This is a genomic window from Halomonas sp. A11-A (assembly GCF_003182195.1).
In the GTDB taxonomy this organism is placed as follows: domain Bacteria; phylum Pseudomonadota; class Gammaproteobacteria; order Pseudomonadales; family Halomonadaceae; genus Halomonas; species Halomonas alkalicola.
In genome coordinates this window covers 1-23,345 of the sequence record NZ_QGTM01000001.1, presented here as the reverse complement: position 1 = coordinate 23,345, position 23,345 = coordinate 1, and the positions used below count along the sequence as shown (strand labels likewise).

Annotated in this window: 19 protein-coding genes and 1 pseudogene; 9 read left to right on the top strand and 11 right to left on the bottom strand. The window is 67.9% G+C overall.

Annotated elements, in window-relative coordinates:
- Positions 1–3: 3 nt before the first annotated feature.
- The 3 genes from DER72_RS00095 to DER72_RS16105 all read right to left on the bottom strand — a co-directional run bounded on the left by DER72_RS00095 (position 4) and on the right by DER72_RS16105 (position 2,269).
- Entirely contained in the window at positions 4–1,194 is a 1,191-nt protein-coding gene (locus tag DER72_RS00095; protein ID WP_110067979.1) for a VWA domain-containing protein, read from the bottom strand.
- A 3-nt stretch (positions 1,195–1,197) separates the two neighbouring features.
- On the bottom strand, positions 1,198–2,052 hold the full coding sequence (locus DER72_RS00090) for a MoxR family ATPase (RefSeq protein WP_110067978.1): 855 nt from the start codon (positions 2,050–2,052) through the stop codon (positions 1,198–1,200).
- A 73-nt stretch (positions 2,053–2,125) separates the two neighbouring features.
- Complete coding sequence (locus DER72_RS16105; protein ID WP_181395571.1) at positions 2,126–2,269, bottom strand: hypothetical protein; 144 nt, start codon at positions 2,267–2,269, stop codon at positions 2,126–2,128.
- A 323-nt stretch (positions 2,270–2,592) separates the two neighbouring features.
- On the opposite strand from DER72_RS16105, the gene DER72_RS00085 reads away from it, so the two are divergent.
- Entirely contained in the window at positions 2,593–3,774 is a 1,182-nt protein-coding gene (locus DER72_RS00085; protein WP_110067977.1) for an acyl-CoA dehydrogenase, read from the top strand.
- Positions 3,775–3,947: 173 nt separating this feature from the next.
- Positions 3,948–5,153 (top strand): CaiB/BaiF CoA-transferase family protein, encoded by a 1,206-nt coding sequence (locus DER72_RS00080; protein ID WP_110067976.1) that lies wholly within the window; start codon positions 3,948–3,950, stop codon positions 5,151–5,153.
- Here DER72_RS00080 and DER72_RS00075 read toward each other — a convergent pair.
- Positions 5,150–5,983 carry a pyruvate, water dikinase regulatory protein gene (locus tag DER72_RS00075; protein ID WP_110067975.1) on the bottom strand — a complete coding sequence of 278 codons (834 nt, stop codon included), beginning with the start codon at positions 5,981–5,983 and terminating at the stop codon, positions 5,150–5,152. The two genes, DER72_RS00080 and DER72_RS00075, sit on opposite strands and share 4 nt — an antisense overlap.
- 270 nt (positions 5,984–6,253) lie before the next feature.
- On the opposite strand from DER72_RS00075, the gene ppsA reads away from it, so the two are divergent.
- Entirely contained in the window at positions 6,254–8,626 is a 2,373-nt protein-coding gene (gene ppsA, locus DER72_RS00070) for a phosphoenolpyruvate synthase (RefSeq protein WP_110067974.1), read from the top strand.
- A 233-nt stretch (positions 8,627–8,859) separates the two neighbouring features.
- Entirely contained in the window at positions 8,860–10,695 is a 1,836-nt protein-coding gene (ggt, locus tag DER72_RS00065) for a gamma-glutamyltransferase (protein ID WP_110067973.1), read from the top strand.
- 96 nt (positions 10,696–10,791) lie between these two features.
- Here ggt and DER72_RS00060 read toward each other — a convergent pair whose 3' ends face one another.
- The 3 genes from DER72_RS00060 to acnB all read right to left on the bottom strand — a co-directional run bounded on the left by DER72_RS00060 (position 10,792) and on the right by acnB (position 16,079).
- Positions 10,792–12,675, bottom strand: a complete 1,884-nt coding sequence (locus DER72_RS00060; protein ID WP_110067972.1) for a glycerophosphodiester phosphodiesterase family protein — start codon at positions 12,673–12,675, stop codon at positions 10,792–10,794.
- A gap of 95 nt (positions 12,676–12,770) precedes the next feature.
- On the bottom strand, positions 12,771–13,259 hold the full coding sequence (gene rraA, locus DER72_RS00055) for a ribonuclease E activity regulator RraA (protein ID WP_110067971.1): 489 nt from the start codon (positions 13,257–13,259) through the stop codon (positions 12,771–12,773).
- 216 nt (positions 13,260–13,475) lie between these two features.
- Positions 13,476–16,079, bottom strand: a complete 2,604-nt coding sequence (acnB, locus tag DER72_RS00050; RefSeq protein WP_110067970.1) for a bifunctional aconitate hydratase 2/2-methylisocitrate dehydratase — start codon at positions 16,077–16,079, stop codon at positions 13,476–13,478.
- 282 nt (positions 16,080–16,361) lie between these two features.
- Between acnB and DER72_RS16100 the strand changes: the two genes are divergently transcribed.
- The 5 genes from DER72_RS16100 (at position 16,362) to trxC (ending at position 20,307) form a co-directional block, all read left to right on the top strand.
- Positions 16,362–16,607: a hypothetical protein gene (locus DER72_RS16100; protein ID WP_181395570.1), complete on the top strand. Its 246-nt coding sequence runs from the start codon at positions 16,362–16,364 to the stop codon at positions 16,605–16,607.
- A 209-nt stretch (positions 16,608–16,816) separates the two neighbouring features.
- Positions 16,817–17,119 (top strand): DUF1294 domain-containing protein, encoded by a 303-nt coding sequence (locus DER72_RS00040; protein ID WP_110067969.1) that lies wholly within the window; start codon positions 16,817–16,819, stop codon positions 17,117–17,119.
- A gap of 5 nt (positions 17,120–17,124) precedes the next feature.
- Positions 17,125–19,530: a DNA polymerase II gene (locus tag DER72_RS00035; RefSeq protein ID WP_258306126.1), complete on the top strand. Its 2,406-nt coding sequence runs from the start codon at positions 17,125–17,127 to the stop codon at positions 19,528–19,530.
- 75 nt (positions 19,531–19,605) lie between these two features.
- Positions 19,606–19,851, top strand: coding sequence for a rhodanese-like domain-containing protein (locus tag DER72_RS00030; RefSeq protein ID WP_258306125.1), 246 nt, complete (start codon positions 19,606–19,608; stop codon positions 19,849–19,851).
- An 18-nt stretch (positions 19,852–19,869) separates the two neighbouring features.
- Entirely contained in the window at positions 19,870–20,307 is a 438-nt protein-coding gene (gene trxC / locus DER72_RS00025) for a thioredoxin TrxC (RefSeq protein WP_110067967.1), read from the top strand.
- On the opposite strand, the gene DER72_RS00020 is transcribed toward trxC, so the two are convergent.
- The 4 genes and pseudogenes from DER72_RS00020 to DER72_RS00005 all read right to left on the bottom strand — a co-directional run.
- A complete protein-coding gene (locus tag DER72_RS00020) occupies positions 20,222–21,115 on the bottom strand; it encodes a GGDEF domain-containing protein (RefSeq protein ID WP_110067966.1) in 894 nt (297 codons plus the stop codon). The genes trxC and DER72_RS00020 overlap by 86 nt on opposite strands.
- A complete protein-coding gene (locus tag DER72_RS00015; RefSeq protein WP_110067965.1) occupies positions 21,076–21,552 on the bottom strand; it encodes a hypothetical protein in 477 nt (158 codons plus the stop codon). The genes DER72_RS00020 and DER72_RS00015 overlap by 40 nt, the downstream gene beginning before the upstream one ends.
- A gap of 168 nt (positions 21,553–21,720) precedes the next feature.
- Positions 21,721–22,719 (bottom strand): nucleoid-associated protein YejK, encoded by a 999-nt coding sequence (yejK, locus tag DER72_RS00010; protein WP_110067964.1) that lies wholly within the window; start codon positions 22,717–22,719, stop codon positions 21,721–21,723.
- Positions 22,720–22,785: 66 nt separating this feature from the next.
- Positions 22,786–23,253, bottom strand: a pseudogene (locus tag DER72_RS00005) (ABC transporter permease); the annotation flags it as partial.
- Positions 23,254–23,345: the final 92 nt, after the last annotated feature.

Here is a 23,345-nt window from a genome sequence, read left to right as displayed (position 1 = left end):
TCCCTACTTTGCCAGCTCCCGCATGGCGCTCTCCAGCCCCTCGAGGGTCATGGGGTACATGCGGTCGTCGATCAGCTGGCGAATCAGCTGGGTGGAGTGGGTGAACTCCCAGGCGTGCCGCGGCATGGGGTTGAGCCAGGCCAGGCGGGGGAAGGTGTCGACCAGGCGCCTGAGCCACACCGCGCCGGCCTCGTCGTTGAAGTGCTCGACGCTGCCCCCTGGGTGGGTGATCTCGTACGGCGACATGGCGGCATCGCCGACGATCACCACCTGGTAGTCCTCGCCGTAGGTGTGCAGCACGTCCATCGTCGGGATGCGCTCGGTGTGACGACGCGACTGGCTCTGTGCGTTGCTGCGCCACACCCCCTCATAGAGGCAGTTGTGGAAGTAGTAGGCCTCCAGGTGCTTGAACTCCGAACGCGCCGCGGAGAAGAGCTCCTCGCAGGTGCGGATGTGGTCGTCCATGGAGCCGCCTACGTCCAGCAGCAGCAGCACCTTGACCGCGTTGTGGCGCTCCGGGCGCATCTGCACGTTGAGCAGGCCGGCGTCGCGCGCGGTCTCGCGGATGGTGGCGTCGATGTCGAACTCCTCCGCCGCCCCCTGACGGGCGAACTTCCTGAGCCTTCGCAGCGCCATCTTGATGTTACGCGTGCCAAGCTCCAGGGAGTCGTCGTAGTCGCGGAAGCGCCGCTCGTCCCACACCTTCACCGCCCGGCGGTGGCGGGAGCCCTCCTGGCCGATGCGGATGCCTTCGGGATTGTAACCGTAGGCGCCGAAGGGGCTGGTGCCGCCGGTGCCGATCCACTTGTTGCCACCGGCGTGGCGCTCCTTCTGCTCCGCGAGGCGCTGCTTGAAGGTCTCGATCAGCTTCTCGAGCCCGCCCAGGGAGTCGATCTGCGCCTTCTCCTCCTCGGAGAGCTGCTTCTCGAACTCCCGGCGCAGCCAGTCGTCCGGAATCAGCGCCTCGATGGCGGCGTCGAGGTTCTCTAGCCCCTCGAACCAGGCGGCGAAGGCGCGATCGAAGCGGTCGAAGTGGCGTTCGTCCTTGACCATCACGGTGCGCGCCAGCCGGTAGAAGGCCTCCATGTCGGCGAACACCACGCCACGCTCCACCGCGGCGTGGAGATCGAGCAGCTCGCGCAGCGACACCGGCACCCCGGCACGCTTCAGGGTCTCGAACAGGCCGATGAACATGGGTCAGCGCCTCGCGTTGCCCTGGCGGCGCATCATGAACGCCAGCCGCTCCAGCAGCTGGGTATCCTGCTCGTTCTTGACCAGCGCCCCGGCCAGCGGCGGGATCGCCTTCACCGGGTCGCGCTGGTAGAGCGCCTCCCGGGCCAGCTCGTCGGCCATCAAGAGCTTCAGCCAGTCCACCAGCTCCGAGGTGGAGGGCTTCTTCTTGAGGCCCGGGGCCTCCCTCAGCGCGAAGAACACCTCCAGCGCCTCGCCCACCAGCTTCGGGGCGATGTCGGGGAAGTGCACGTCGACGATAGCCTGCATGGTCGCGCGGTCGGGGAACTCGATGTAGTGGAAGAAGCAGCGGCGCAGGAAGGCATCGGGTAGCTCCTTCTCGTTGTTGGAGGTGATGACGATGATCGGGCGGTGGCGGGCCTGGATGGTCTCGCCGGTTTCAAAGACATGGAACTCCATGCGATCCAGCTCCTGGAGCAGGTCGTTGGGAAACTCGATGTCCGCCTTGTCGATCTCGTCGATCAGCAGCACCACGCGCTCGTCGGCGGTGAAGGCCTCCCACAGCTTGCCGGGCTTGATGTAGTTGGCGACGTTCTCCACGCCCTCGACGCCCAGCTGGGAGTCGCGCAGGCGGCTCACCGCGTCGTACTCGTAGAGCCCCTGGGCGGCCTTGGTGGAGGACTTGATGTGCCAGGTGATCAGCCGCGTGCCCAGGGAGCGGGCCAGCTCCTCGGCCAGCAGGGTCTTGCCGGTGCCCGGCTCGCCCTTGATCAGCAGCGGGCGCTCCAGGGTCACGGCGGCGTTGACCGCCTGCTTGAGGGCCTCGGTGGCCACGTAGGTGGAGGTGGAATCAAACGCCATGGGTCATGCCTCGGCAGATCGTCGGGATGGGGATATTCGAACAAGTGTACGGAAGGGCAGCGATGGCGACAAATCACCCTCGCTGCGGCGGGCGGTAGGCCTCCACCCGGATCGCCGGGTCGTGCTCGACGTGGCCGCGGGTGACATGGACGCGCATCACCATGGCGCCACTCAGCGAACAGGAGCGCCAGGGGGGAGGGGTGAGCTGACGTGGCACTGTGCCTCGCCATGGCGCATTTCGCCCCCCGCGGGGCGCCTGGATGGTGCAGTGCGGCATGGCCTCTAAGGACGTGGCGCGGCCCCTGCTGGAGTTTTTTAAATATAAACCCTTAATATTTAAGGGATATTGTCGTATGTGGCCCGCCGTTCGCATCGTGTTGAGCATGATCGCTGAACCACCTGGCGATCCACGAGTGAGCTGGCGTGCTCCACCTGGCCCCCTTCGGGGGGCCTTTTTTATGCTTGGCAGGCGGGGTCTCGTGGTCTACATTTGTTGAAAATGTAGAAATTGCTCATCACCAACGCCACGGAGCCCTCCCCATGAGCCAGATCACTCCCGTCACCTGGGAAGACCCCTTCCGTCTGATCGACCAGCTCAGCGAAGACGAGCGCATGGTCTACCAGACCGCCCACGACTACTGCCAGGAGAAGCTCCTGCCCCGGGTGCTGGAGGCCAACCGCCACGAGATCTTCCACCGCGAGATCATGAACGAGATGGGCGAGCTCGGCCTGCTGGGTTCCACCATCGACGGCTACGGCTGCGCCGGGCTCAACTACGTCAGCTACGGCCTGGTCGCCCGCGAGGTGGAGCGGGTCGACTCCGGCTACCGCAGCGCCATGAGCGTGCAGTCGAGCCTGGTGATGTACCCCATCCACGCCTTCGGCAGCGAGGCCCAGCGCGAGAAGTACCTGCCCAAGCTGGCCACCGGCGAGTGGGTGGGCTGCTTCGGCCTCACCGAGCCCGACCACGGTTCTGACCCGGGCGGCATGATCACCCGTGCCACCCGCACCGACAGCGGCTGGCGTCTCAACGGCACCAAGACCTGGATCACCAACTCCCCCATCGCCGACGTCTTCGTGGTGTGGGCCAAGGATGACGAGGGCGTGATCAACGGTTTCATCCTCGAGAAGGGCATGAAGGGGCTCTCCGCGCCCAAGATCGAGGGCAAGTTCAGCCTGCGCGCCTCCATCACCGGCCAGATCGCCATGCAGGACGTGGAGGTCTCCGACGACCAACGCCTGCCCAACGTCACCGGCCTCAAGGGCCCGTTCTCCTGCCTTAATCGCGCCCGTTACGGCATCGCCTGGGGCGCCATGGGCGCGGCCGAGGCGTGCTGGCATGCGGCACGCGACTACACCATGGAGCGCAAGCAGTTCGGCCGCCCGCTGGCTGCCAACCAGCTGATCCAGAAGAAGCTCGCCGACATGCAGACCGAGATCACCCTGGGCCTGCAGGCGGCGCTGCGCGTGGGGCGCATGATCGACGACGGCCAGCTGGTGCCCGAGACGATCTCGCTGATCAAGCGCAACAACTGCGGCAAGGCGCTGGACATCGCCCGGGTGGCCCGCGACATGCACGGCGGCAACGGCATCAGCGACGAGTACCACGTGATTCGCCATGTGATGAACCTCGAGGCCGTCAACACCTACGAGGGGACCCACGACGTCCACGCCCTCATCCTGGGGCGCGCCCAGACCGGCCTGCAGGCCTTTACCGGTTGATAAAAGGCGGATGAAAACGCGGGGCGCCGGGGGCAGGGCGTAGAGGAGGTCCGAGGACCAGGGATGGCCGAGGTAGCGTACAGGGAGGTATTCACAGCGCCTCCTCGAAGTCCTGACGCCGGGGCAGCCCCGAGTGGTGCCACTAATCGGTACACGGTAGCAAGGAGCTCACGATGAGTGGACCGCTGGAAGGCATTACGGTGCTCGACATGTCGCGGGTGCTGGCCGGCCCCTGGGCGGGCCAGCTGCTCGCCGACCTGGGCGCCCGGGTGATCAAGATCGAGCACCCCGAGCGCGGCGACGACACCCGCGGCTGGGGGCCGCCGTGGCTTGCCGAGGGCGATGCCCTGGAGCAGGTCGCCGCCTATTACCTCTGCGCCAACCGTGGCAAGCAGTCGCTGGCCGTGGATATCGCCACCGAGGAGGGGCAGGCGCTGGTGCGCCGGCTGGCCGAGGGCGCCGATATCCTGCTGGAGAACTTCAAGGTGGGCGGGCTTGCCAAGTACGGCCTCGACTACCCGAGCTTAAAGGCCCTCAACCCGCGGCTGATCGGCTGCTCGATTACCGGCTTCGGCCAGGATGGCCCCTACGCCCATCGCGCCGGCTATGACTTCATGATCCAGGCCATGGGCGGACTGATGAGCCTCGGCGGCGAGCCCGACGGCATGCCGATGAAGACCGGCGTGGCGATCACCGACGTCACGACCGGGCTCTACGCCACCGTGGGGGTGCTGGCGGCGCTGCAGGATCGTGAGCGCACCGGGGTCGGGCGCCATGTGGACGTGGCCCTGCTCGATGTCCAGGTGGCGACGCTCGCCAACCAGGCCCTCAACGCCCTGGTCTCGGGCCGCGACCCGGAACGCCACGGCAACGCTCACCCCAATATCGTCCCCTACCAGGCCTTCGCCTGCGCCGATGGTCACCTGGTGCTCACCGTGGGCAACGACGCCCAGTTCGCCCGCTTCGCCCGCCTGCTCGGCCACCCCGAGTGGGCCGATGACCCGGCCTACGCCACCAACGCGGCGAGGGTCGGCAACCGCGAGGTGCTGGTGCCGATGATCCAGGCGATCCTGATGACCCGCGGTCGGGACGAGTGGCTCTCCGAGCTGGAGGCGCGCGGCATTCCCGCCGGGCCCATCAACACCCTCACCGAGGTGTTCGACGATCCCCAGGTGCAGCACCGCGCCATGCGCCGCACCCTCCGGCGCGGCGAGCTTGAGGTCCCCCAGGTGGGCAATCCCCTGCGCTTCGATGGCGAATCCGCCACCAGCGAGGTGGCGCCGCCGCGTCTCGGCCAGGACAGCGATGCCATCCTGGCCGGGATGGGGCTGACGCCGGACGATATCGCCCGGCTGAGAAGAGCAGGGGTGGTGCGTTAGCGCGGCGAGAAACGGCGGGTCAGGCCCATCTCGGCGATCATGCGGGTGGAGATCTCCTCCACCGAGAAGCGGGTGGTGTCGATGAAGGGGATATGCAGCTGGCGGTAGAGCCCCTCCGCCTGGCCGACCTCCTGCATGCACTGGTCCATGGAGCTGTAGCGGCTGTTGGGTCGGCGCTCGTGGCGGATCGCCGCCAGCCGGCGCGGGTCGATGGTCAGCCCGAACAGCTTGTGGCGGTGGGGCGCCAGGGCCTTCGGCAGCTTGAGGACGCCATCCTCGTCGAGGTCATCCTCGGTGAGCGGGTAGTTGGCGGCGCGGACGCCGAACTGCAGCGCCAGGTAGAGCGAGGTGGGGGTCTTGCCGCAGCGTGAGACCCCGACCAGGATCACATCAGCCTTATCATACTGGTGGGTACGGGCGCCGTCGTCGTTGTCCAGGGCGAAGTGCACCGAGTGGATGCGGTCCATGTAGACCTCGTCCTGCCCGATGGCGTGGGTGCGCCCCACGCTATAGCTGGAGCGGGTGGCGAGCTCCTGTTCGAGGGGCTCCAGGAAGGTCGAGAAGATGTCGACCTTGAAGCCCTCGGCCTGGCGGATCACGTCGCGGATGGTGCTGTCGACGATGGTGTCGATGATGATCGGGGTCTCGCCATCGCGGACCGCGGTGCCGTTGATCACCTCCACCAGGTTCATGGCCTTCTCGACCGAATCGATGTAGGGCTTGGTGACCATGCGGATCTCGACGTTCTCGAACTGTGCCAGCAGGCTGCGGCCCAGGCTCTCGGCGGTGATGCCGGTGCCATCGGAGATGAAGAAGGCGGTACGGGTCATGGCGGTGTCATCGCGGTAAATGGAGAGATAAAGGTAGTGGAAGACGCGGTGCCTATTGTCGGTGCCCGCGCCGCCTGCCACAAGCGTCGGCCGTCCGGCCACTTGGTTAGTCGACTACAGGAATCCGCGAAAAGGGCCCATTTTTGTAAAAATCCTCCAGTGTCTTCGCTGTTAGACCAATGGCGAATATGGCCCCCGCTTGGTAGAGTGCCGACCATCCCGTCATGCCTCCTGGCATGACCACCTGTCGTCGAAAGCCAAGGGGGTTCCGTGGACGATTACATTCTGTGGTTCGAAGAGCTGGGCATGGACGATGTGGAGCGCGTCGGGGGCAAGAACGCCTCCCTCGGCGAGATGATCTCCAACCTGGCCGGCGCCGGGGTCACCGTGCCCGGCGGCTTCGCCACCACTGCCCACGCCTACCGCGAATTCCTCTCCCACGAAGGCCTCAACGAGCGCATCAACGCCGCGCTTGCCACCCTGGACGTGGACGATGTTACCGCCCTGGCCCGCACCGGCGCCGAGATCCGCCAGTGGATCATCGACACGCCGTTGCCGCCCGCCTTCGAACAGCACCTGCGCGGCGCCTACGACCGGCTCCTCGCCCGGCATCCCAACCTCAAGGTGGCGGTGCGCTCCTCGGCCACCGCCGAGGATCTGCCGGACGCCTCCTTCGCCGGCCAGCAGGAGACCTTCCTCAACATCGAGGGCTTCGACAACATCAAGCGCGCGGTGCACGAGGTGTTCGCTTCGCTGTTCAACGACCGTGCCATCTCCTACCGGGTGCACCGCGGCTACGCCCACGAGAACGTGGCGCTCTCCGCCGGCGTCCAGAAGATGGTGCGCTCCGAGACCGGCGCGTCCGGGGTGATGTTCACCCTGGACACCGAGTCCGGCTACCGCGATGCGGTCTTCGTCACCGCCTCCTGGGGCCTCGGCGAGACCGTGGTGCAGGGCGCCGTGAACCCCGACGAGTTCTACGTGCACAAGCCGACGCTGGCCGCCGGCCGCCCGGCGGTGCTGCGCCGCAACCTGGGCTCCAAGCTGATCAAGATGGTCTATGGCCAGGAGGCCAGCGCCGGCAAGTCGGTGGAAACCGTGGACGTGCCGCTCAAGGATCGTGGCCGCTTCTGCATCAGCGACGAGCAGGTGATGGCCCTGGCCCGCCAGGCGGTGACCATCGAGCAGCACTACCAGCGCCCCATGGACATCGAGTGGGCCCTGGATGGCGACGACGGCGAGCTCTACATCGTCCAGGCCCGCCCGGAGACCGTGGTCTCCCAGCAGGAGGGGGGCAAGCTGGAGCGCTTCCAGCTCAAGGAGAAGGGCCGCACCCTGGTGGCCGGCCGTGCCATCGGCCAGCGCATCGGCCGCGGGGCGGTCAAGGTGGTGTTCTCCCCGGAGGACATGGAGAAGGTGCAGAGCGGAGACGTCCTGGTTACCGACATGACCGATCCCGACTGGGAGCCGATCATGAAGCGTGCCTCGGCCATCGTCACCAACCGCGGCGGGCGTACCTGCCACGCGGCGATCATCGCCCGCGAGCTCGGTATTCCCGCCGTGGTGGGCTGCGGCGATGCCACCGAGGTGCTCGCCGACGGCCGCGACGTCACCGTCTCCTGCGCCGAGGGCGACACCGGCCACGTCTATGAGGGGCTGCTGGCCTTCGACCGCAGCGTGACCAGCGTCGACGCCATGCCCGAGATCCCCTTCAAGATCATGATGAACGTCGGCAACCCCGACCGCGCCTTCGGCTTCGCCAGCCTGCCCAATGCCGGCGTCGGCCTGGCGCGCCTGGAGTTCATCATCAACCGCATGATCGGCGTGCACCCCAGGGCGCTGCTCGAGTACGACCGCCTCCCCGCCGACCTGCAGCAGACCATCGACATGCGCATTGCCGGCTACGCGAGCCCGGTGGACTTCTACGTCGACAAGCTGGTCGAGGGCATCAGCACCCTGGCCGCCGCCTTCTACCCCCAGCGGGTGATCGTGCGCCTGTCGGACTTCAAGTCCAACGAGTACGAGAACCTCATCGGCGGCAAGCTCTACGAGCCCGGCGAAGAGAACCCCATGCTGGGCTTCCGCGGCGCCGCCCGCTATATCTCCGAGACCTTCCGTCCCTGCTTCGAGCTGGAGTGCCGGGCGCTGAAGCGGGTCCGCGAGGAGATGGGCCTGACCAACGTCGAGATCATGGTGCCCTTCGTGCGCACCCCCGACGAGGCCCGTCAGGTGGTCGAGCTGCTCGCCGCCAACGGCCTGAAGCGCGGCGAGCATGACCTCAAGGTCATCATGATGTGCGAGCTGCCGGCCAACGCCCTGCTGGCCGACGAGTTCCTCGAGCACTTCGACGGCTTCTCCATCGGCTCCAACGATCTGACCCAGCTCACCCTGGGGCTGGATCGCGACTCCGGTATCGTCGCCCACCTCTTCGATGAGCGTAATCCGGCGGTCAAGAAGCTGCTGGCCATGGCCATCCAGGCCTGCAAGGCCCAGGGCAAGTACGTCGGCATCTGCGGCCAGGGCCCGTCGGATCACCCGGACCTCGCCAAGTGGCTGATGGAACAGGGCATCGACTCCGTCTCTCTCAACCCGGATGCGGTGCTGGAGACCTGGTTCATGCTTGCCGGGGAAACCCTGGGCTGAGCGCTAGACCGGCTCAGCACAACGCCTGCGAGGGCGCTGGGGGCAAGCCGGTAGGAGACCATATAGGGGGTCACAGCGCCTCCTCGTCGGTCCGGCGTTGCGGGGCTTGTCGCCAGGTCAGCCCGCGCAACACATTGATAGGTTATTCTCGCCCGGTCGACCTCCGTCAGCCGGGCGTCTTTCGTCTATGATGACAGTCTCCCGTTGACCCCATCGTGACAAGGAGCCTGTCCATGAACCTGCCCGTCGTTCCCTTCCGCCGCCGCCTGCTGGTGCCGGCCATCGCCGCCGCCCTGCTGGGCCTGCCGCTGGCGGCCCAGGCCGAGGTGGCCTTCCAGTACGACCTGCCCGCCATCGCCCCCGAGGTCGCCTCCGAGAGCCAGGAGAAGCCCGGCTGGGCCACCGAGCGCTTCGCGGTGGCCGCCGCCAACCCGCTGGCCACCGACGCCGGCTACCAGGTGCTCAGGGCCGGCGGCAGCGCCATCGATGCCGCGGTGGCGGTGCAGATGGTGCTGACCCTGGTGGAGCCTCAGTCCAGCGGGATCGGCGGTGGCGCCTTTTTGATGCACCACGACGGGGACGAGGTGGCCGCCTATGACGGCCGCGAGACCGCGCCGGCCGCCGTCGACGGCGAGCTCTTCCTCGACGAGGAGGGCGAGCCGCTGCCCTTCATGGAGGCCGCCGCCAGCGGACTTTCGGTGGGGGTGCCCGGCACCGTGCGCATGCTGGAGCTGGCCCACGCCGAGCATGGTCGGCTGCCCTGGGCGGAGCTCTTCGGCCCGGCGATCCGGCTGGCCGAGGAGGGCTTCGCGGTGAGCCCGCGACTGGCCACCAGCCTCGAAAGCGAGCAGCCGCTGCGTGACGATCCCCTGGGCGGCGCCTTCTACTACCCGAACGGCGAGCCGCTCGAGGCGGGGGTGACGCTGAAGAACCCGGCCCTGGCCGCCATCCTGCGCGAGATCGCCGAGCACGGAAGCCGGGCCCTGCACGAGGGGCCGATCGCCGAGGACCTGGTGGCCCGGGTGCAGGGCCACCACAGTCGCGCTGGCGCCATCACCGCGGAGGACCTGGCCGGCTACGAGGCGAAGCGGCGCGCCCCGCTCTGCACCGCCTGGCAAGGCTACGAGATCTGCGGCTTCCCGCCGCCCTCCTCGGGCCACCTCACCGTGATGCAGATCCTCGGTATCCTGGAGCACCTGCCCGAGGTGGAGACGCCCCTGGAGGAGGGCGTGCCCGGCGAGCCCTGGCTGCACCAGTTCCTCGAGGCGTCGCGGCTGGCCTTCGCCGATCGGGGCAGATACATCGCCGACCCGGACTTCGTGGAGGCCCCCGGCGGCGACTGGTCGGTGATGCTTGCCCCCGACTACCTGGCGCTGCGTGCGGGGCTCATCGGCGAGGAGAGCCTCGGTAGCGGCGGCGCTGAGCCCGGCAATCCGGGCGAGCTCGCGACCGCCTGGGCCAGCCAGCCCGAGCAGCCGGAGTACGGCACCAGCCACATCAGCATCGTCGACGAGCACGGCAACGCCATCGCCATGACCACCACCATCGAGGCCGCCTTCGGCTCGCGGATCCTCGCCGATGGCGGCACCGGCCTTGCCGGCGGTTACCTCCTCAACAACGAGCTGACCGACTTCTCCTTCACCCCGGAGGACGAGGCGGGTAATCTCATCGCCAATCGGGTGGAGCCGAACAAGCGGCCGCGCTCCAGCATGAGCCCGACCCTGGTCTTTGCGCGGGACGGCGACAGCCGCGGCGAGCTGGTGGCGAGCCTCGGCTCCCCCGGCGGGGCGGCGATCATCCACTACACCGCCAAGGCGCTGGTGGCGATGCTCGACTGGGGACTGGATGCCCAGGAGGCGCTGAACCTGCCTCACGCCATCACCCTGGGCGGGCCGGTATTCCTGGAGGAGGGGCGCTTCCCGGCCGCGACCCTGGAGGCGCTCAACGCCCGTGGCCACGAGGTCAGCGAGCGTGAGCTGGTCAGCGGGCTGCAGGCGATCCAGCGCACCGAGACGGGCTTCTTCGGCGGGGCCGACCCGCGCAGAGAAGGCATCGTGATGGGGGATTGATCAGCTACAAGGAGCAAGCCACAAGGAACCCCGGTGGCCTTTGGCCAGCGACAAGATGATTTCTAGGCGCTGGCGGGTACTGCTTGTGGCTTGCGACTAGCTGCGTAGCCAGTTGCGCAGCTTGATCAGTAGCAGCTCGCCGTCGCTGAGTTCGCGGCGCTCGGCCAGCAGGGTCGCCAGCAGGTCGGGGCGGTCGGTGATGATGGCGTCGACGCCCAGGTCGATCAGCTGCGACATCCGCGCCGGGTCATTGACCGTCCAGGCGTGGATCTCGTAGCCGTGGTCGCGGGCCAGGCGCACCTCCGCCTGGCTGATGCGATTATGGCGCAGCCCCAGGGCATCGAAGCCGCGCCGGTTCAGGGTGCCGGGCAGGATCAGCTGGGCCAGCAGGGTCACCCTGAGCTCGGGCTCCCGGGCGCGTATCTCCTCCACCAGGGCCGCCGACATGGTGGCCACACGGGTCTCTCCGATCACGTCCACGCTTCCGCAGGCTGCCGCCGCCTCGGCGTCCGCGGCCTCGTCGTGGCAGGCTTGGCGTCGGGCCGACTCCTCGCGCAGGGTGGCGATCACTCCCTCCACCAGGGCCACCTCGCGGCCGGGGTCCGGCTTCATGTCGATCATCAGGGCATTGCGACCGCGCACCGCGGCCAGGGTTTCGTCGAGCCCCGGGATGCGCTCTCCCTGGAAGGCATCGCCGAACCAGCTGCCCACGTCGAAGACGGCCAGCTCCTCCCGGGTCAGCTCGCCGAGGTTACGCGGATCGCCGGTCAGGCGGGTCAGGCTGCGGTCGTGGAACAGCACCACCTCGTCGTCGGCGGTGAGGCGCACGTCGATCTCCACATAGTCGGCGCCGTCCTGGATCGCCCGCTCCACCGCTGCCAGGGTGTTCTCCGGGGCGGCCATGGAGCTGCCGCGGTGGGCGATGTTGGCGACCTCGTCGCGCAGCTCGAAGCTGTTGACGATCAGCCACGCCTGGGAGAGGGCGAAGGCGATCACCCCGATCTCCAGCGCCCAGGCCAGTCGCCCCGGGTGGGCGCCCTTGGGCGGTGGCGCGGGGCGCGGCTCGCGGTGGGCCAGGCGCAGGGTGAGGCAGGCGGAGAGCAGGGCGTTGGCGGCGATACCCACGAAGGTGATGGCCAGGGTCACCAGCACGTAGGCGGTGAGGTAGGCCAGGGTGGCCGGCACCAGCACGGCGTTGCGCTCGGGCAGCCACCCCAGCATCGGCGTGAAGAGCCGGTCGAAGAGCAGGGTGGCGAGCAGCGGCAGGGCGATGATGACCAGCAGCAGGGCGATCACCGCCAGGGCGATGGGGCCCTTGCGGCCATGGGTCAGCCGGTGGCTGCGCTGGAGCGCCTGGCGGGGCCAGAGGCCCTCCAGCGCCACCAGCGGCAGGGCGAGGATCCAGCGGAAGTAGAGGGTCGCGGCGATGGCCGCCCAGACCACCACCAGCGGCAGGCCGATGGCGAGGAACTGCCACAGCGCCGGGGGGCGCACCCGCTGCACGTAGTAGGGGTCCAGCCCGCCGAGGAAGGTGCCATAGAGCCAGGCGATGGCAAAGGCCACTGGAGTGACCAGCAGCAGGTGGCTGCCCACCTGGACCACCACCAGGGCCGCCAGCTGCGGCAGGCGGCGTAGAGTCCACCAGAGCGCCTCGAAGGCCAGGCGCACGTGGTTGTCCCTGGGGCGCGCCGCCACCAGGATCATCCCGGCCTGCTGCAGGTAGAGCACGAGGAAGGTGAGGCCGGTGGCGGCCAGCAGCCAGAGGGCACCGCCGGCACTCATCAGGATGTCGATGAGCTCGGCGTTGGTGATCACCGGGCGCCCGAACTGGCCGAGCAGCCGCGTCAGGCTCCAGGCCACCGCCGGCAGCAGCAGCAGCGAGGCCAGCAGGATGAAGAAGAGGTGGTAGACGATCAGCGGCCGCAGGTGCTCGCGCAGGGTGCGCAGCACGTCCCGGCTCAGCTGGGAGAGGGCCAGCATGGGGCGTTCGGCGTCATGGACATGGCCCTAGGGTGACACCCTCGGGCAGCGGGCGGCAAGGGGCCGCCCGCCGGGAGTAAGGGAGAAGACGGGCCTCAGCCCTCCAGCGGCAGGCGCGCATCGGCCACCAAGATGCCGTTGTTGTCGGCGTAGAGCCACTCGCCGGGCGAGAGGGTCACACCGGCGAAGGTCACCGGGATGTCGCGCTGGCCCTCGCCGCGCTTCTCGCTCCTGCGCGGGTGGGCGCCCAGCGCCTGCACGCCGAGCTCGGTCTCGGCCAGCACGTCCACGTCACGCACGCAGCCGTACATGATGACGCCCGACCAGCCGTTGTCGGCGGCCTGCTCGGCCAGTATGTCGCCCAGCATCGCACAGCGCTGGGAGCCCCCGGCGTCCACCACCAGCACGGCGCCCTCGCCGGGCTCGGCCACCGCTTCCTTGACCAGGGAGTTGTCCTCGAAGCACTTCACGGTGCGGATCGGACCGCAGAAGGCATCGCGCCCGCCGAAGTTGATGAAGATCGGATCCAGGACGCGGACCTCGGGATGGGCGTCGCAGATATCGGGAGTGATGATATGGCTCACGTCGGGGCTCCTTGCTCGGGTTGCGGGAAAGCGTGATGCCTCGATGATGCCACAGCCGGTTCGCCCTGACAGGACGGCTTTGGTGGGTGTTGGCAAGCCGCCATGGGGGCCTCCAATGAAAAAAGCGCCCCTGCTGGGGGCGCTTCTGTCATCGGCTCAGGCCGCCGCGCAGGCGGCCATTCGATGTTGCGAGCATCGGAGTCGAAGCTAAGGGTATCAGGCTTCCTGGGTGACGGGAATCACGTTGGAAGCGGCATTCTGATACTCCTCGATCTCATGGAAGTTCATGTAACGATAGATCTCGCCGGCCATGGCATCGAACTCGCTCATGTAGCGGCGGTACTCGTCGACGGTGGGCAGGCGGCCTTCCACGGCGGCCACGGCCGCCAGCTCCGCGGAGGCAAGGTACACGTTGGCACCGTCACCGAGGCGGTTCGGGAAGTTGCGGGTGGAGGTGGAGACCACGGTGGACTTGGCGGCCACCCGTGCCTGGTTACCCATGCACAGCGAGCAGCCCGGCATCTCCATGCGCGCACCGGCGCGACCGTAGATGCCGTAGTAGCCTTCCTCGGTCAGCTGGTGCTGGTCCATCTTGGTGGGCGGGGCCAGCCACAGGCGGGTCTTCAGGCTGCCGGCCGGCTGCTTCTCGAGCAGCTTGCCCGCGGCGCGGAAGTGGCCGATGTTGGTCATGCACGAGCCGATGAAGACCTCATCGATCTTCTCGCCGGCCACCTCAGAGAGCAGGCGGGCGTCGTCCGGGTCGTTCGGGGCGCAGAGTACCGGCTCCTTGAGCTCCTCGAGGTCGATCTCGATGACCTCGGCATACTCGGCGTCCTTGTCGGCGCGCATCAGGCTCGGGTTGGCCAGCCACTCCTCCATGCCCTGGATGCGGCGGCTGATGGTGCGCTCGTCACCGTAGCCGTTGGCGATCATCCACTTGAGCAGGGTGATGTTGGACTTCAGGTACTCGGCGACGCTCTCCTCGGAGAGGGTGATGGTACAGCCCGCGGCGGAGCGCTCGGCGGAGGCGTCGGAGAGCTCGAAGGCCTGCTCGACGGTGAGGTCCTCGAGGCCCTCGATCTCCAGCACGCGGCCGGAGAAGGCGTTCTTCTTGCCCGCCTTGGCCACGGTCAGCAGCCCCTGCTTGATGGCGTAGTAGGGGATAGCGTGGACCAGGTCACGCAGGGTGACGCCGGGCTGACGCTTGCCCTTGAAGCGCACCAGCACGGACTCCGGCATGTCCAGCGGCATCACGCCGGTGGCGGCGGCGAAGGCCACCAGGCCGGAGCCGGCCGGGAAGGAGATGCCCAGCGGGAAGCGGGTGTGGGAGTCGCCGCCGGTGCCGACGGTGTCGGGCAGCAGCATGCGGTTCAGCCAGCTGTGGATGATGCCGTCGCCCGGACGCAGCGAGACGCCGCCGCGGTTCATGATGAAATCGGGCAGGGTGTGGTGGGTTTCCACGTCGACCGGTTTCGGATAAGCCGCCGTGTGGCAGAACGACTGCATCACCAGATCGGCTTGGAAACCAAGACAAGCAAGATCTTTCAGCTCGTCGCGGGTCATCGGGCCGGTGGTGTCCTGGGAGCCTACGGTGGTCATCTTCGGTTCGCAGTACATGCCCGGGCGTACGCCGTCCATGCCGCAAGCCTTACCCACCATCTTCTGGGCCAGGGTGAAGCCCTTGCCGGTGTCCTTGGGCTGCTCGGGCAGGCGGAACACGTCGGAAGGCGCCAGGCCCAGCGACTCGCGTGCCTTGCCGGTCAGGCCACGACCGATGATCAGCGGGATACGGCCACCGGCGCGCACCTCGTCGAGGATCACCTGGGTCTTGAGTTCGAAGGTAGTCAGCACCTCATCGGTGCCGTGCTTGCACACCTTGCCTTCATAGGGGTAGACGTCGATCACGTCGCCCATCTCGAGCTTGGAGACATCCATCTCGATGGGCAGGGCACCGGCGTCTTCCATGGTGTTGAAGAAGATCGGGGCGATCTTGCCGCCGAAGCAGAAACCGCCGGCGCGCTTGTTGGGCACGTAGGGGATGTCGTCGCCGAAGAACCACAGCACGGAGTTGGTGGCCGACTTGCGCGAGGAGCCGGTGCCGACCACGTCGCCCACGTAGGCGACCGGGAAGCCCTTGGCCTTCACTTCCTCGATCTGCTTGAGCGGGCCCTTGACGCCCGGCTCCTCCGGCTCGATACCCTCACGCTCGTTCTTGAGCATGGCGTTGGCATGCAGCGGAATGTCGGGGCGCGACCAGGCGTCCGGCGCGGGGGAGAGGTCGTCGGTGTTGGTCTCGCCCGGCACCTTGAAGACGGTGAGGGTGATCTTCTCTTCCAGCTTGGGCTTTGCGAGGAACCACTCGGCGTCGGCCCAGGACTGCATGACCTCCTTGGCCACCGCGTTGCCGGCCTTGGCGCGCTCTTCCACGTCGTGGAAGGCATCGAACATCAGCAGGGTGTGCTTGAGCTGTTCGCCGGCCTCCTTGGCGAGCTCGGCATCGTCCAGCAGCTCGACCAAGGTGGCGATGTTGTAGCCGCCCTGCATGGTGCCCAGCAGCTTGACGGCATGAACCTTGTCGATCAGCGGCGACTCGGCCTCGCCCTTGGCGATGGCGGTGAGGAAACCGGCCTTCACGTAGGCGGCCTCGTCAACACCCGGCGGAACGCGGTTGGTGATCAGGTCGAGGACAAACTCCTCTTCGCCTGCCGGCGGAGCCTTCAGCAGCTCGACCAGGGCGGCGACCTGCTCGGCGTTCAGCGGCTTCGGCGGCACGCCCTCGGTGGCGCGTTCCTCGACATGTTGGCGATAGGCTTCAAGCACGGTGTGGCCCTCATTGCTAGTGGAGCCAGAGTGACGCGAATCGGCACCATCCTCGCCGAAACATGCCTCTGGCACGGGAATCGGGGGTGCAAATACCCCCATCCAGGATGGCCGCGATTCTACGCGAGACTGTCGACAATGTTAAGCAAGCCCCGCCCCATGGGGCCTAGCACTTTGGTCGGCGCCGTGTGGGTCGGGTTACACAGGCGGGTGTGGGCGGGCCCGAAAAGAAGCCCCGGTGGATGCCTGCTAAGGTCAGAGGAGCCCTAAAGGGCCCTTTGGATGCCCGATTTCCTTCAGCGCCTGTTCAATGTGCGACCCGAGGAGCGCCTGCCGCTGGACACCGTCGGCATCGACTACGCCATCGACAATCGCTTCATGGAGGAGCGCATCCTGCCCCTGGCCCGTGACCGCGGCATCGGCGTGCTGGTCTATGCCCCCTTCGGGCGCACCTGGCTCTGGGAGCGGGTGCGCGGCCATGAGGTGCCGGACGAGGCGACCATATGGCTGGCGGTGCACTACGATTGATCCGGTATCAGGGAGGCCATGCAGGGTGTTCTCGAGGTGCTGATCGGGCAGTAGAGCCCGGCCCTGCTGTATAGGACAATGGTGGCCTTAATGACCGCCGACAGGGAGACAGGCACCATGCCACAGAGGCCTCATACGCTTATCCTGCGCCGCGACCCTCGACAGCGGGTGGTGCAGTCGTGGCGGCGCCACGCCAAGTGGGCTCTCCCATGCTGCTGCTGATGGCGCTCTATCTGTCGGCTAGCCTGGTGGCCGCGGCCCTCTACGGCATCGACAAGGCGGCGGCGCGGCGCGATCGCCGCCGCATTCGCGAGTCGACCCTGCATCTGGTGGCCCTGGCAGGGGGCTGGCCCGGGGCGCTGTTGGCGCGACGCGCCTTCCGCCACAAGACCCGCAAGCAGCCCTTTGGTGCCATCCTGTGGGGCTGCGTGGTGGTAAATGTCAGCCTGATGGCATGGCTGGCCACGGCGGAGGCCACCCTGGGCCTGCGTCGGCTGGCGGGTCTGGAGTAGGGCAGTTGACGCACCATGGCAGCACCCGGGGTGAGGGCATCACCTATCAAGGCTTTATCCTGACCCGCCACTGGGAGGAGACCCCCCGGGGCACCGAGGTCACCCTGTGGCTTGCCACCGACCAGGGGCCGCTCAAGGTGCGCCTGCCGGTGCAGCCTTCGGTAGCCTTCCTGCCTGTCGAGCAGCGCGCGGCGGCTGAGGCGCTGCTGGCCGGCGAAGCAGGCGTCACCCTGCGCGAACTCGAGCTGCGCGACTTCCATCACCGCCCGGTGCTGGGGCTCTACTGCGAACAGTACCGGCAGCTGCTCCGGCTCGAGCGGCGCCTGGGGGAGGCCGGCCTTGCGCTCTACGAGGCCGATATCCGCCCGCCGGAGCGCTACCTGATGGAGCGCTTTATCACCGCCCCCGTCGAGGTCACGGGCAAGGTAGATGGACAGGGCGGCCTGGTGGAGGCGCGCCTGCGCCCGGCCCCGGCCTATCGCCCGCGGCTGCGCACGGTATCGCTGGATATCGAGACCAGTGCCCGGGGCGAGCTCTACTCCATCGCCCTTGAGGGGTGCGGGCAGCGCCAGGTTTATATGCTGGGGCCGGCCAACGGCGGGGAGGGCGAGCGTGACTTTGCGCTCGAGTACTGCGCGAGTCGCGCCGAGCTGCTCCGGCGCCTCAACGCCTGGTTCGCCGAGCATGACCCCGACGCCATCATCGGCTGGAACCTGGTGCAGTTCGACCTGCGGGTGCTGCGCGACCACGCCGAGCGGCTCGGCGTGCCGCTCAGGCTCGGCCGCGGGGGCAGCGAGCTCGAATGGCGCGCCCATGGCCATCAGCCCAACCACTTCTTCGCCGCTACCGCCGGGCGGCTGATCATCGACGGCATCGAGGCGCTGCGCTCGGCCACCTGGCACTTCCCCTCTTTCAGCCTGGAGAGCGTGGCCCGGGAACTGCTCGGCGAGGGCAAGGCGATCGACAACCCCTACCAGCGCCTGGACGAGATCCTGCGCCTGTTCGCCGAGGACAAGCCGGCGCTGGCCCGCTACAACCTCCAGGACTGCGAGCTGGTCACGCGGATCTTCGCCAGGGCCGAACTGCTGGACTTCCTGCTCGAGCGGGCCGCGGTGACCGGCCTGCCCGCCGACCGCAGCGGCGGCTCGGTGGCGGCCTTCACCCACCTCTACCTGCCGCGGCTGCATCGCCTGGGCCTGGTGGCGCCGAGCCTCGGCGAGGGAGAGGACGCCGAGAGCCCGGGCGGCTTCGTGATGGACTCCCGCCCAGGCCTCTACGATTCGGTGCTGGTGCTCGACTTCAAGAGCCTCTACCCCTCGATCATCCGCAGTTTCCTGATCGACCCGGCGGGGCTGGTGGAGGGGCTCGCCGACCCCTCGGACGCCGCCTCGGTGCCGGGCTTTCGCGGCGCGCGCTTCTCGCGCACCCGCCACGCCCTGCCGGCCATCGTCGAGGGGGTATGGGTCGGGCGCGAGGCCGCCAAGCGTGCCGGCAATGCGCCGCTCTCCCAGGCGCTCAAGATCATCATGAACAGCTTCTATGGGGTGCTGGGCTCCAAGGGGTGCCGCTTCTTCGATGCGCGGCTGGCCTCCTCGATCACCATGCGCGGCCACGCCATCATGCACCGCACCCGGGAGCTGATCGAGGGTGAAGGGTATACCGTTATCTACGGTGACACCGACTCCACCTTCGTCTGGCTGGGGCGCCCCTGCGAGGAAGCGGAGGCGGCCGCGATCGGCCATCGGCTGGTGGAACAGGTCAACGCCTGGTGGCGTGAGCACCTGGCCGAGGCGTATGGCCTCGCGAGTGCCCTGGAGCTGCAGTTCGAGACCCACTATCGGCGCTTTTTGATGCCCACCATCCGCGGCGCCGAGGCGGGCAGCAAGAAGCGCTATGCGGGGGTGGTGCGGGATGCGGAGGGCCAGAAGCGGCTGGTGTTCAAGGGGCTCGAGACGGTGCGCACCGACTGGACGGAGCTTGCCAAGGCGTTCCAGCAGGAGCTCTACCGGCGGGTCTTCACCGGCGAGCCCTGGCGGGAGTACGTGCGCGACTACGTTCAGGCCTTCCTGGCGCGGGCCCGGTCGGGGGAGTTCGATGAGCGGCTGGTCTATCGCAAGCGGCTGCGCCGGCGCCTGGATGACTACCGCCGCAACGTGCCGCCCCACGTGCGGGCGGCCAGGCTCGCCGATGCCGAGAACGACCGCCTGGGCAGGCCGCGCCAGTACCAGCACGGCGGCTGGATCCGCTACGTGATGACCCTGGCCGGCCCCGAGCCCCTGGAGGCCCACCGCTCGCCCATCGACACCGACCACTACCTGGCCCGCCAGCTCCAGCCGGTGGCCGACGCCATCCTGCCCTTCGTCGGCGACGACTTCGCCAGCCTGATCGACCGCCAGCTGGGGCTGTTCTGAGCCGGAAGGGCCGTCAGGTTGGATGTCAGAGAGCGATCAGGATGCCGCCGCCGGCGAGCAGCGCCACTACCGCCTGTGCGTGACAGGGAGGAGTTCGAGGCAGGGCACATGAAAGGGGCCACGAACGTCAGTCGCGGCACCCTGGAGATGCGCATCGGCGAGGTGGCTCCCGACAAGCAGGCTCCCATCGTTTGCCACTGCGGTGGCGGCAATCGTGGGGCGCTGGCGGCCCTCGTCGGGCATGGCAGGCTTCATGGCCCGCGGCACGATGCGGTGACGCTTGAAGGGGGAGGAGCCAAGTGCCATAGTCGAGATCAATGACCCCGACCCGGAGCCCCCATGTCCGACGCCCTGACCCTCGGCTGCCCGCACTGCGGCGCCATCAATCGCGTCAGCCAGGCGCGCCTGCACGACGGCCCGAAGTGCGGTCGGTGCAAGCAGGCGCTGTTTACCGGCGAGCCGGTCGAGCTGACGTCGGCCAACTTCCGCGCCCTGGTGGAGCGCAGCGAGCTGCCGGTGGTGGTGGACTTCTGGGCCGCCTGGTGCGGCCCCTGCAAGATGATGGCGCCGATCTTTGCCGAGGCGGCTCGCGAACTGGAGCCGCGCATGCGCTTCGCCAAGCTCGATACCGAGGCCCAGCAGCCCCTGGCCGGGCGCTTCGGCATCCGCAGCATTCCCACCCTGATCGTGTTCAGGAACGGCCAGGAGGTGGCTCGTCAGCCGGGATTGCTACAGGGGCCTCAGCTTCGTCAGTGGCTATCTCCGCATCTGGCATAGCGGCTAGCTCCGGCAGCCACAGCGTGGTGGGGAAGTCAAAGTGCCTGCCCTTCGGGGGGGAGCCGGCCACCACCACGCGGTTGCGGCCGCGCGCCTTGCCGGCATAGAGGGCCCGGTCGGCGCGCAGCAGCACAGGGTCAAGGCGTGACTCTCCAGGCGCGATCTGGCTGATGCCCACGGTGACACTCAGCTGGGCCTGCTGGCCCAGCATCGGCAGCGCCAGGCCGCTGACCCTGCGGCGCAGCCGCTCGCCCACGGCCGCCGCGGTGGCGAGGTCGGCCAGCGGCAGCACGATCACGAACTCCTCGCCGCCGTAGCGGCCGAGAATGTCGCACTCCCTCAGCACCGACCGACAGCAGCCGGCCACGCTGGTGAGCACCATGTCGCCTACGGCATGGCCGTGGAGGTCGTTGAGCCGCTTGAACAGGTCCACATCGACCATGCAGATCGACAGCGGCGTGCCGTCGCGCCGGGCACGACGCAGCTCCTGGCCGGCCAGTTCGAAGACATGCCGCCGATTGGCCACGCCGGTCAGGCCATCGGTACAGGCCATGTAGCGCAGGCGTGCCTCCAGTTCCTTGCGTTCGCGGATCTCCTCCTTGAGGCGGCGATTGATATGCCGCTCTTCCAGCAGGAGTGCGAACTGCTCGCGCTTGAGGCGCTTGAGATGGAGGATCGTCAGCCAGCCCAGCAGATTGACGAACAGCAGCAGCAGCAGGCTGGTCATCACCAGCATCGGTGGCAGGCTGGAGCCCACCAGCGAAACGGTCAGGAAACCGACCAGCAGATAGGCGTTGCCGACCAGCATCCAGGGCAGCCGGTTGGGAGGAAGAGGTAGAACGCCATGCTCGCCACCACCAGGGAGGCGACGTGGATGCCGGTATGGATGGGGCGCAGCAGGATGGTCATCAGTACGACGGAGAGGCACAGCAGGCTGACCAGGTTGATGGGCAGCACCCGGTGGGCCACCGCCGGCCTGCGCCACACCGCCAGCGCTACGGCCAGGCAGGCGGCCACGGTGGCCAGGCGAGCGATGAGCAGGGTGGCGAAGTCCCCCCCGAGCCCCAGCACGCTGTAGTCCGCCACGGCGAAGGCCAGGAAGAGCCCGGCGATCAGGCACAGTGCCAGGCGCAGCTGGCAGGCGTGGTGTGCCAGGATCGAGCGCTTGAACAGTGCCTCCAGTGCCGGGTCCCTGAACTCCGCCTGCCAGTTCAGCAGACCTGCTTCTCCGACCAGTTGCCGCATGCCAGATGCCTCGCGTACCGGGCTCGTCACGAGCACCGTGGCCTCATCGCTTGGTTATCTGGTGCAGCTTGGCCCTGAAAGCCCGGGGCTGCCAGCGGTGGACGGCAAGTGCCAGCAATTGCCTACATTGGCTGTAAGCCATCGCCTACAGAGGGAGGATGAGAGCGCTCAGCCCTGGCGCTTGAGCTGTTCCCTCAGCTGCTTGGGTACCTGCTTGATGATCAACCGGTCGGTGGCCTCGTCATACTCCACGCTGGAGCCCAGCAGGTGGGAATCGAAGCTGATCGAGACCCCCGCGGCGCGGCCGGTGAAGCGGCGAAACTGGTTGAGGGTCTTGCGGTCTGGCGGGATCTCCGGAGAGAGGCCGTAGTCGGCATGACGAATGTGGTCATAGAAGGCCCTGGGCTGCTGCTCATCGAGCACCTCCGAGAGCTCCTCCAGGGTGATGGGCTCGCCGCGGCTGGCCTGGTCGCTGGCATAGTCGATCAGCGCAGACGTCTTTTCGCGGCTCGCTTCCTCGGCCAGGTCCTCCTTCTCCACGTAGTCGCTGAACGCCTTGAGCAGGGTGCGCGTCTCGCCGGAGGCGTCCACGCCCTCCACGGCGCCGAGCAGGGCGGCAAATCCTTCGGCCAGGGCCTTGCCTCCCCGGTCGCGGGTCCAGGAGAGGTACTGTCGCGAGTCTCCGGCCTGCCACTGGGCGAGGTCGATGCGGGCCGCCAGGCTCATCTGGGCCAGGTTGAGCTGGCGGGCCGGCACCAGGGCCAGCTGCGGGTCCACCGCGAAGCCTTCGCGGTGGTGGAGCAGGGCGAGGGTGAGGAAGTGCCCGTCACCGAATCGGGTCTCCAGCACGACCAGGTCACCGGATACCGAGAGGTGGGCATCGAGCAGGGTGGTCAGGCGCTCGCCGATGGCCCGGGTCAGGGCGACGAAGTCGCGGCCATCGGCCAGGTAGTCGGCCAGCTCCGCGGCCAGCGGCGACGCCTGTTCGGTGCCTTCAACGGCGAAGTGGCCCCACGCCTTGCCCTTGCCGTGGTAGGCCTTGTTGAGTCCCTCCAGCAGGGCGTCCAGGGTATCGGTGTGGGGCAGCGTCGCCTCGGCCGCGACCAGCCTGGCCGTGGCGTCACCGGGTTTCTCGATACGATGGACGATGGCGTTGAGGATCGGCATGGGGCCTCCTGCGAGAGTGGGCGAGGGCGGCGATGATACCCGGCCGGCTCGCGAGTCGATACCCGATCACGGCTTGAGCCGGTACCCCGTGCGGAAGATCCGCTCCACCACCGCGAGTGCCGCGGTCAGGAACAGCAGGATCATGGCGAGGCTGATCACCGGGCTGACGTCGCTGATGCCGTAGAAGCTCCAGCGGAAGCCGCTGACCAGGTAGACCACCGGGTTGGCCAGGGTCACCGCCTGCCAGAAGGGCGGCAGCATGTCGATGGAGTAGAAGGTGCCGCCGAGGAAGGTGAGTGGGGTGATCACCAGCAGCGGCACCAGCTGCAGCTTCTCGAAGCCGTCGGCCCAGATGCCGATGATGAAGCCCAGCAGACTGAAGGTGACCGCGGTGAGCAGCAGGAAGAGCACCATCATCAGCGGATGCGCGATGGAGTAGGGCACGAACAGCCGCGCGGTGGCCAGCACGATCAGCCCCAGGACGATGGACTTGGTGGCCGCCGCCCCCACGTAGCCGAGCACGATCTCCCAGTAGACATCATGGATTGACCTGCCCCACCTCAACGTCGTGGGTTATGTTGAGGTAGGGCAACAACACAGAGCCACTATTGAGGGAGGCAGGTCAT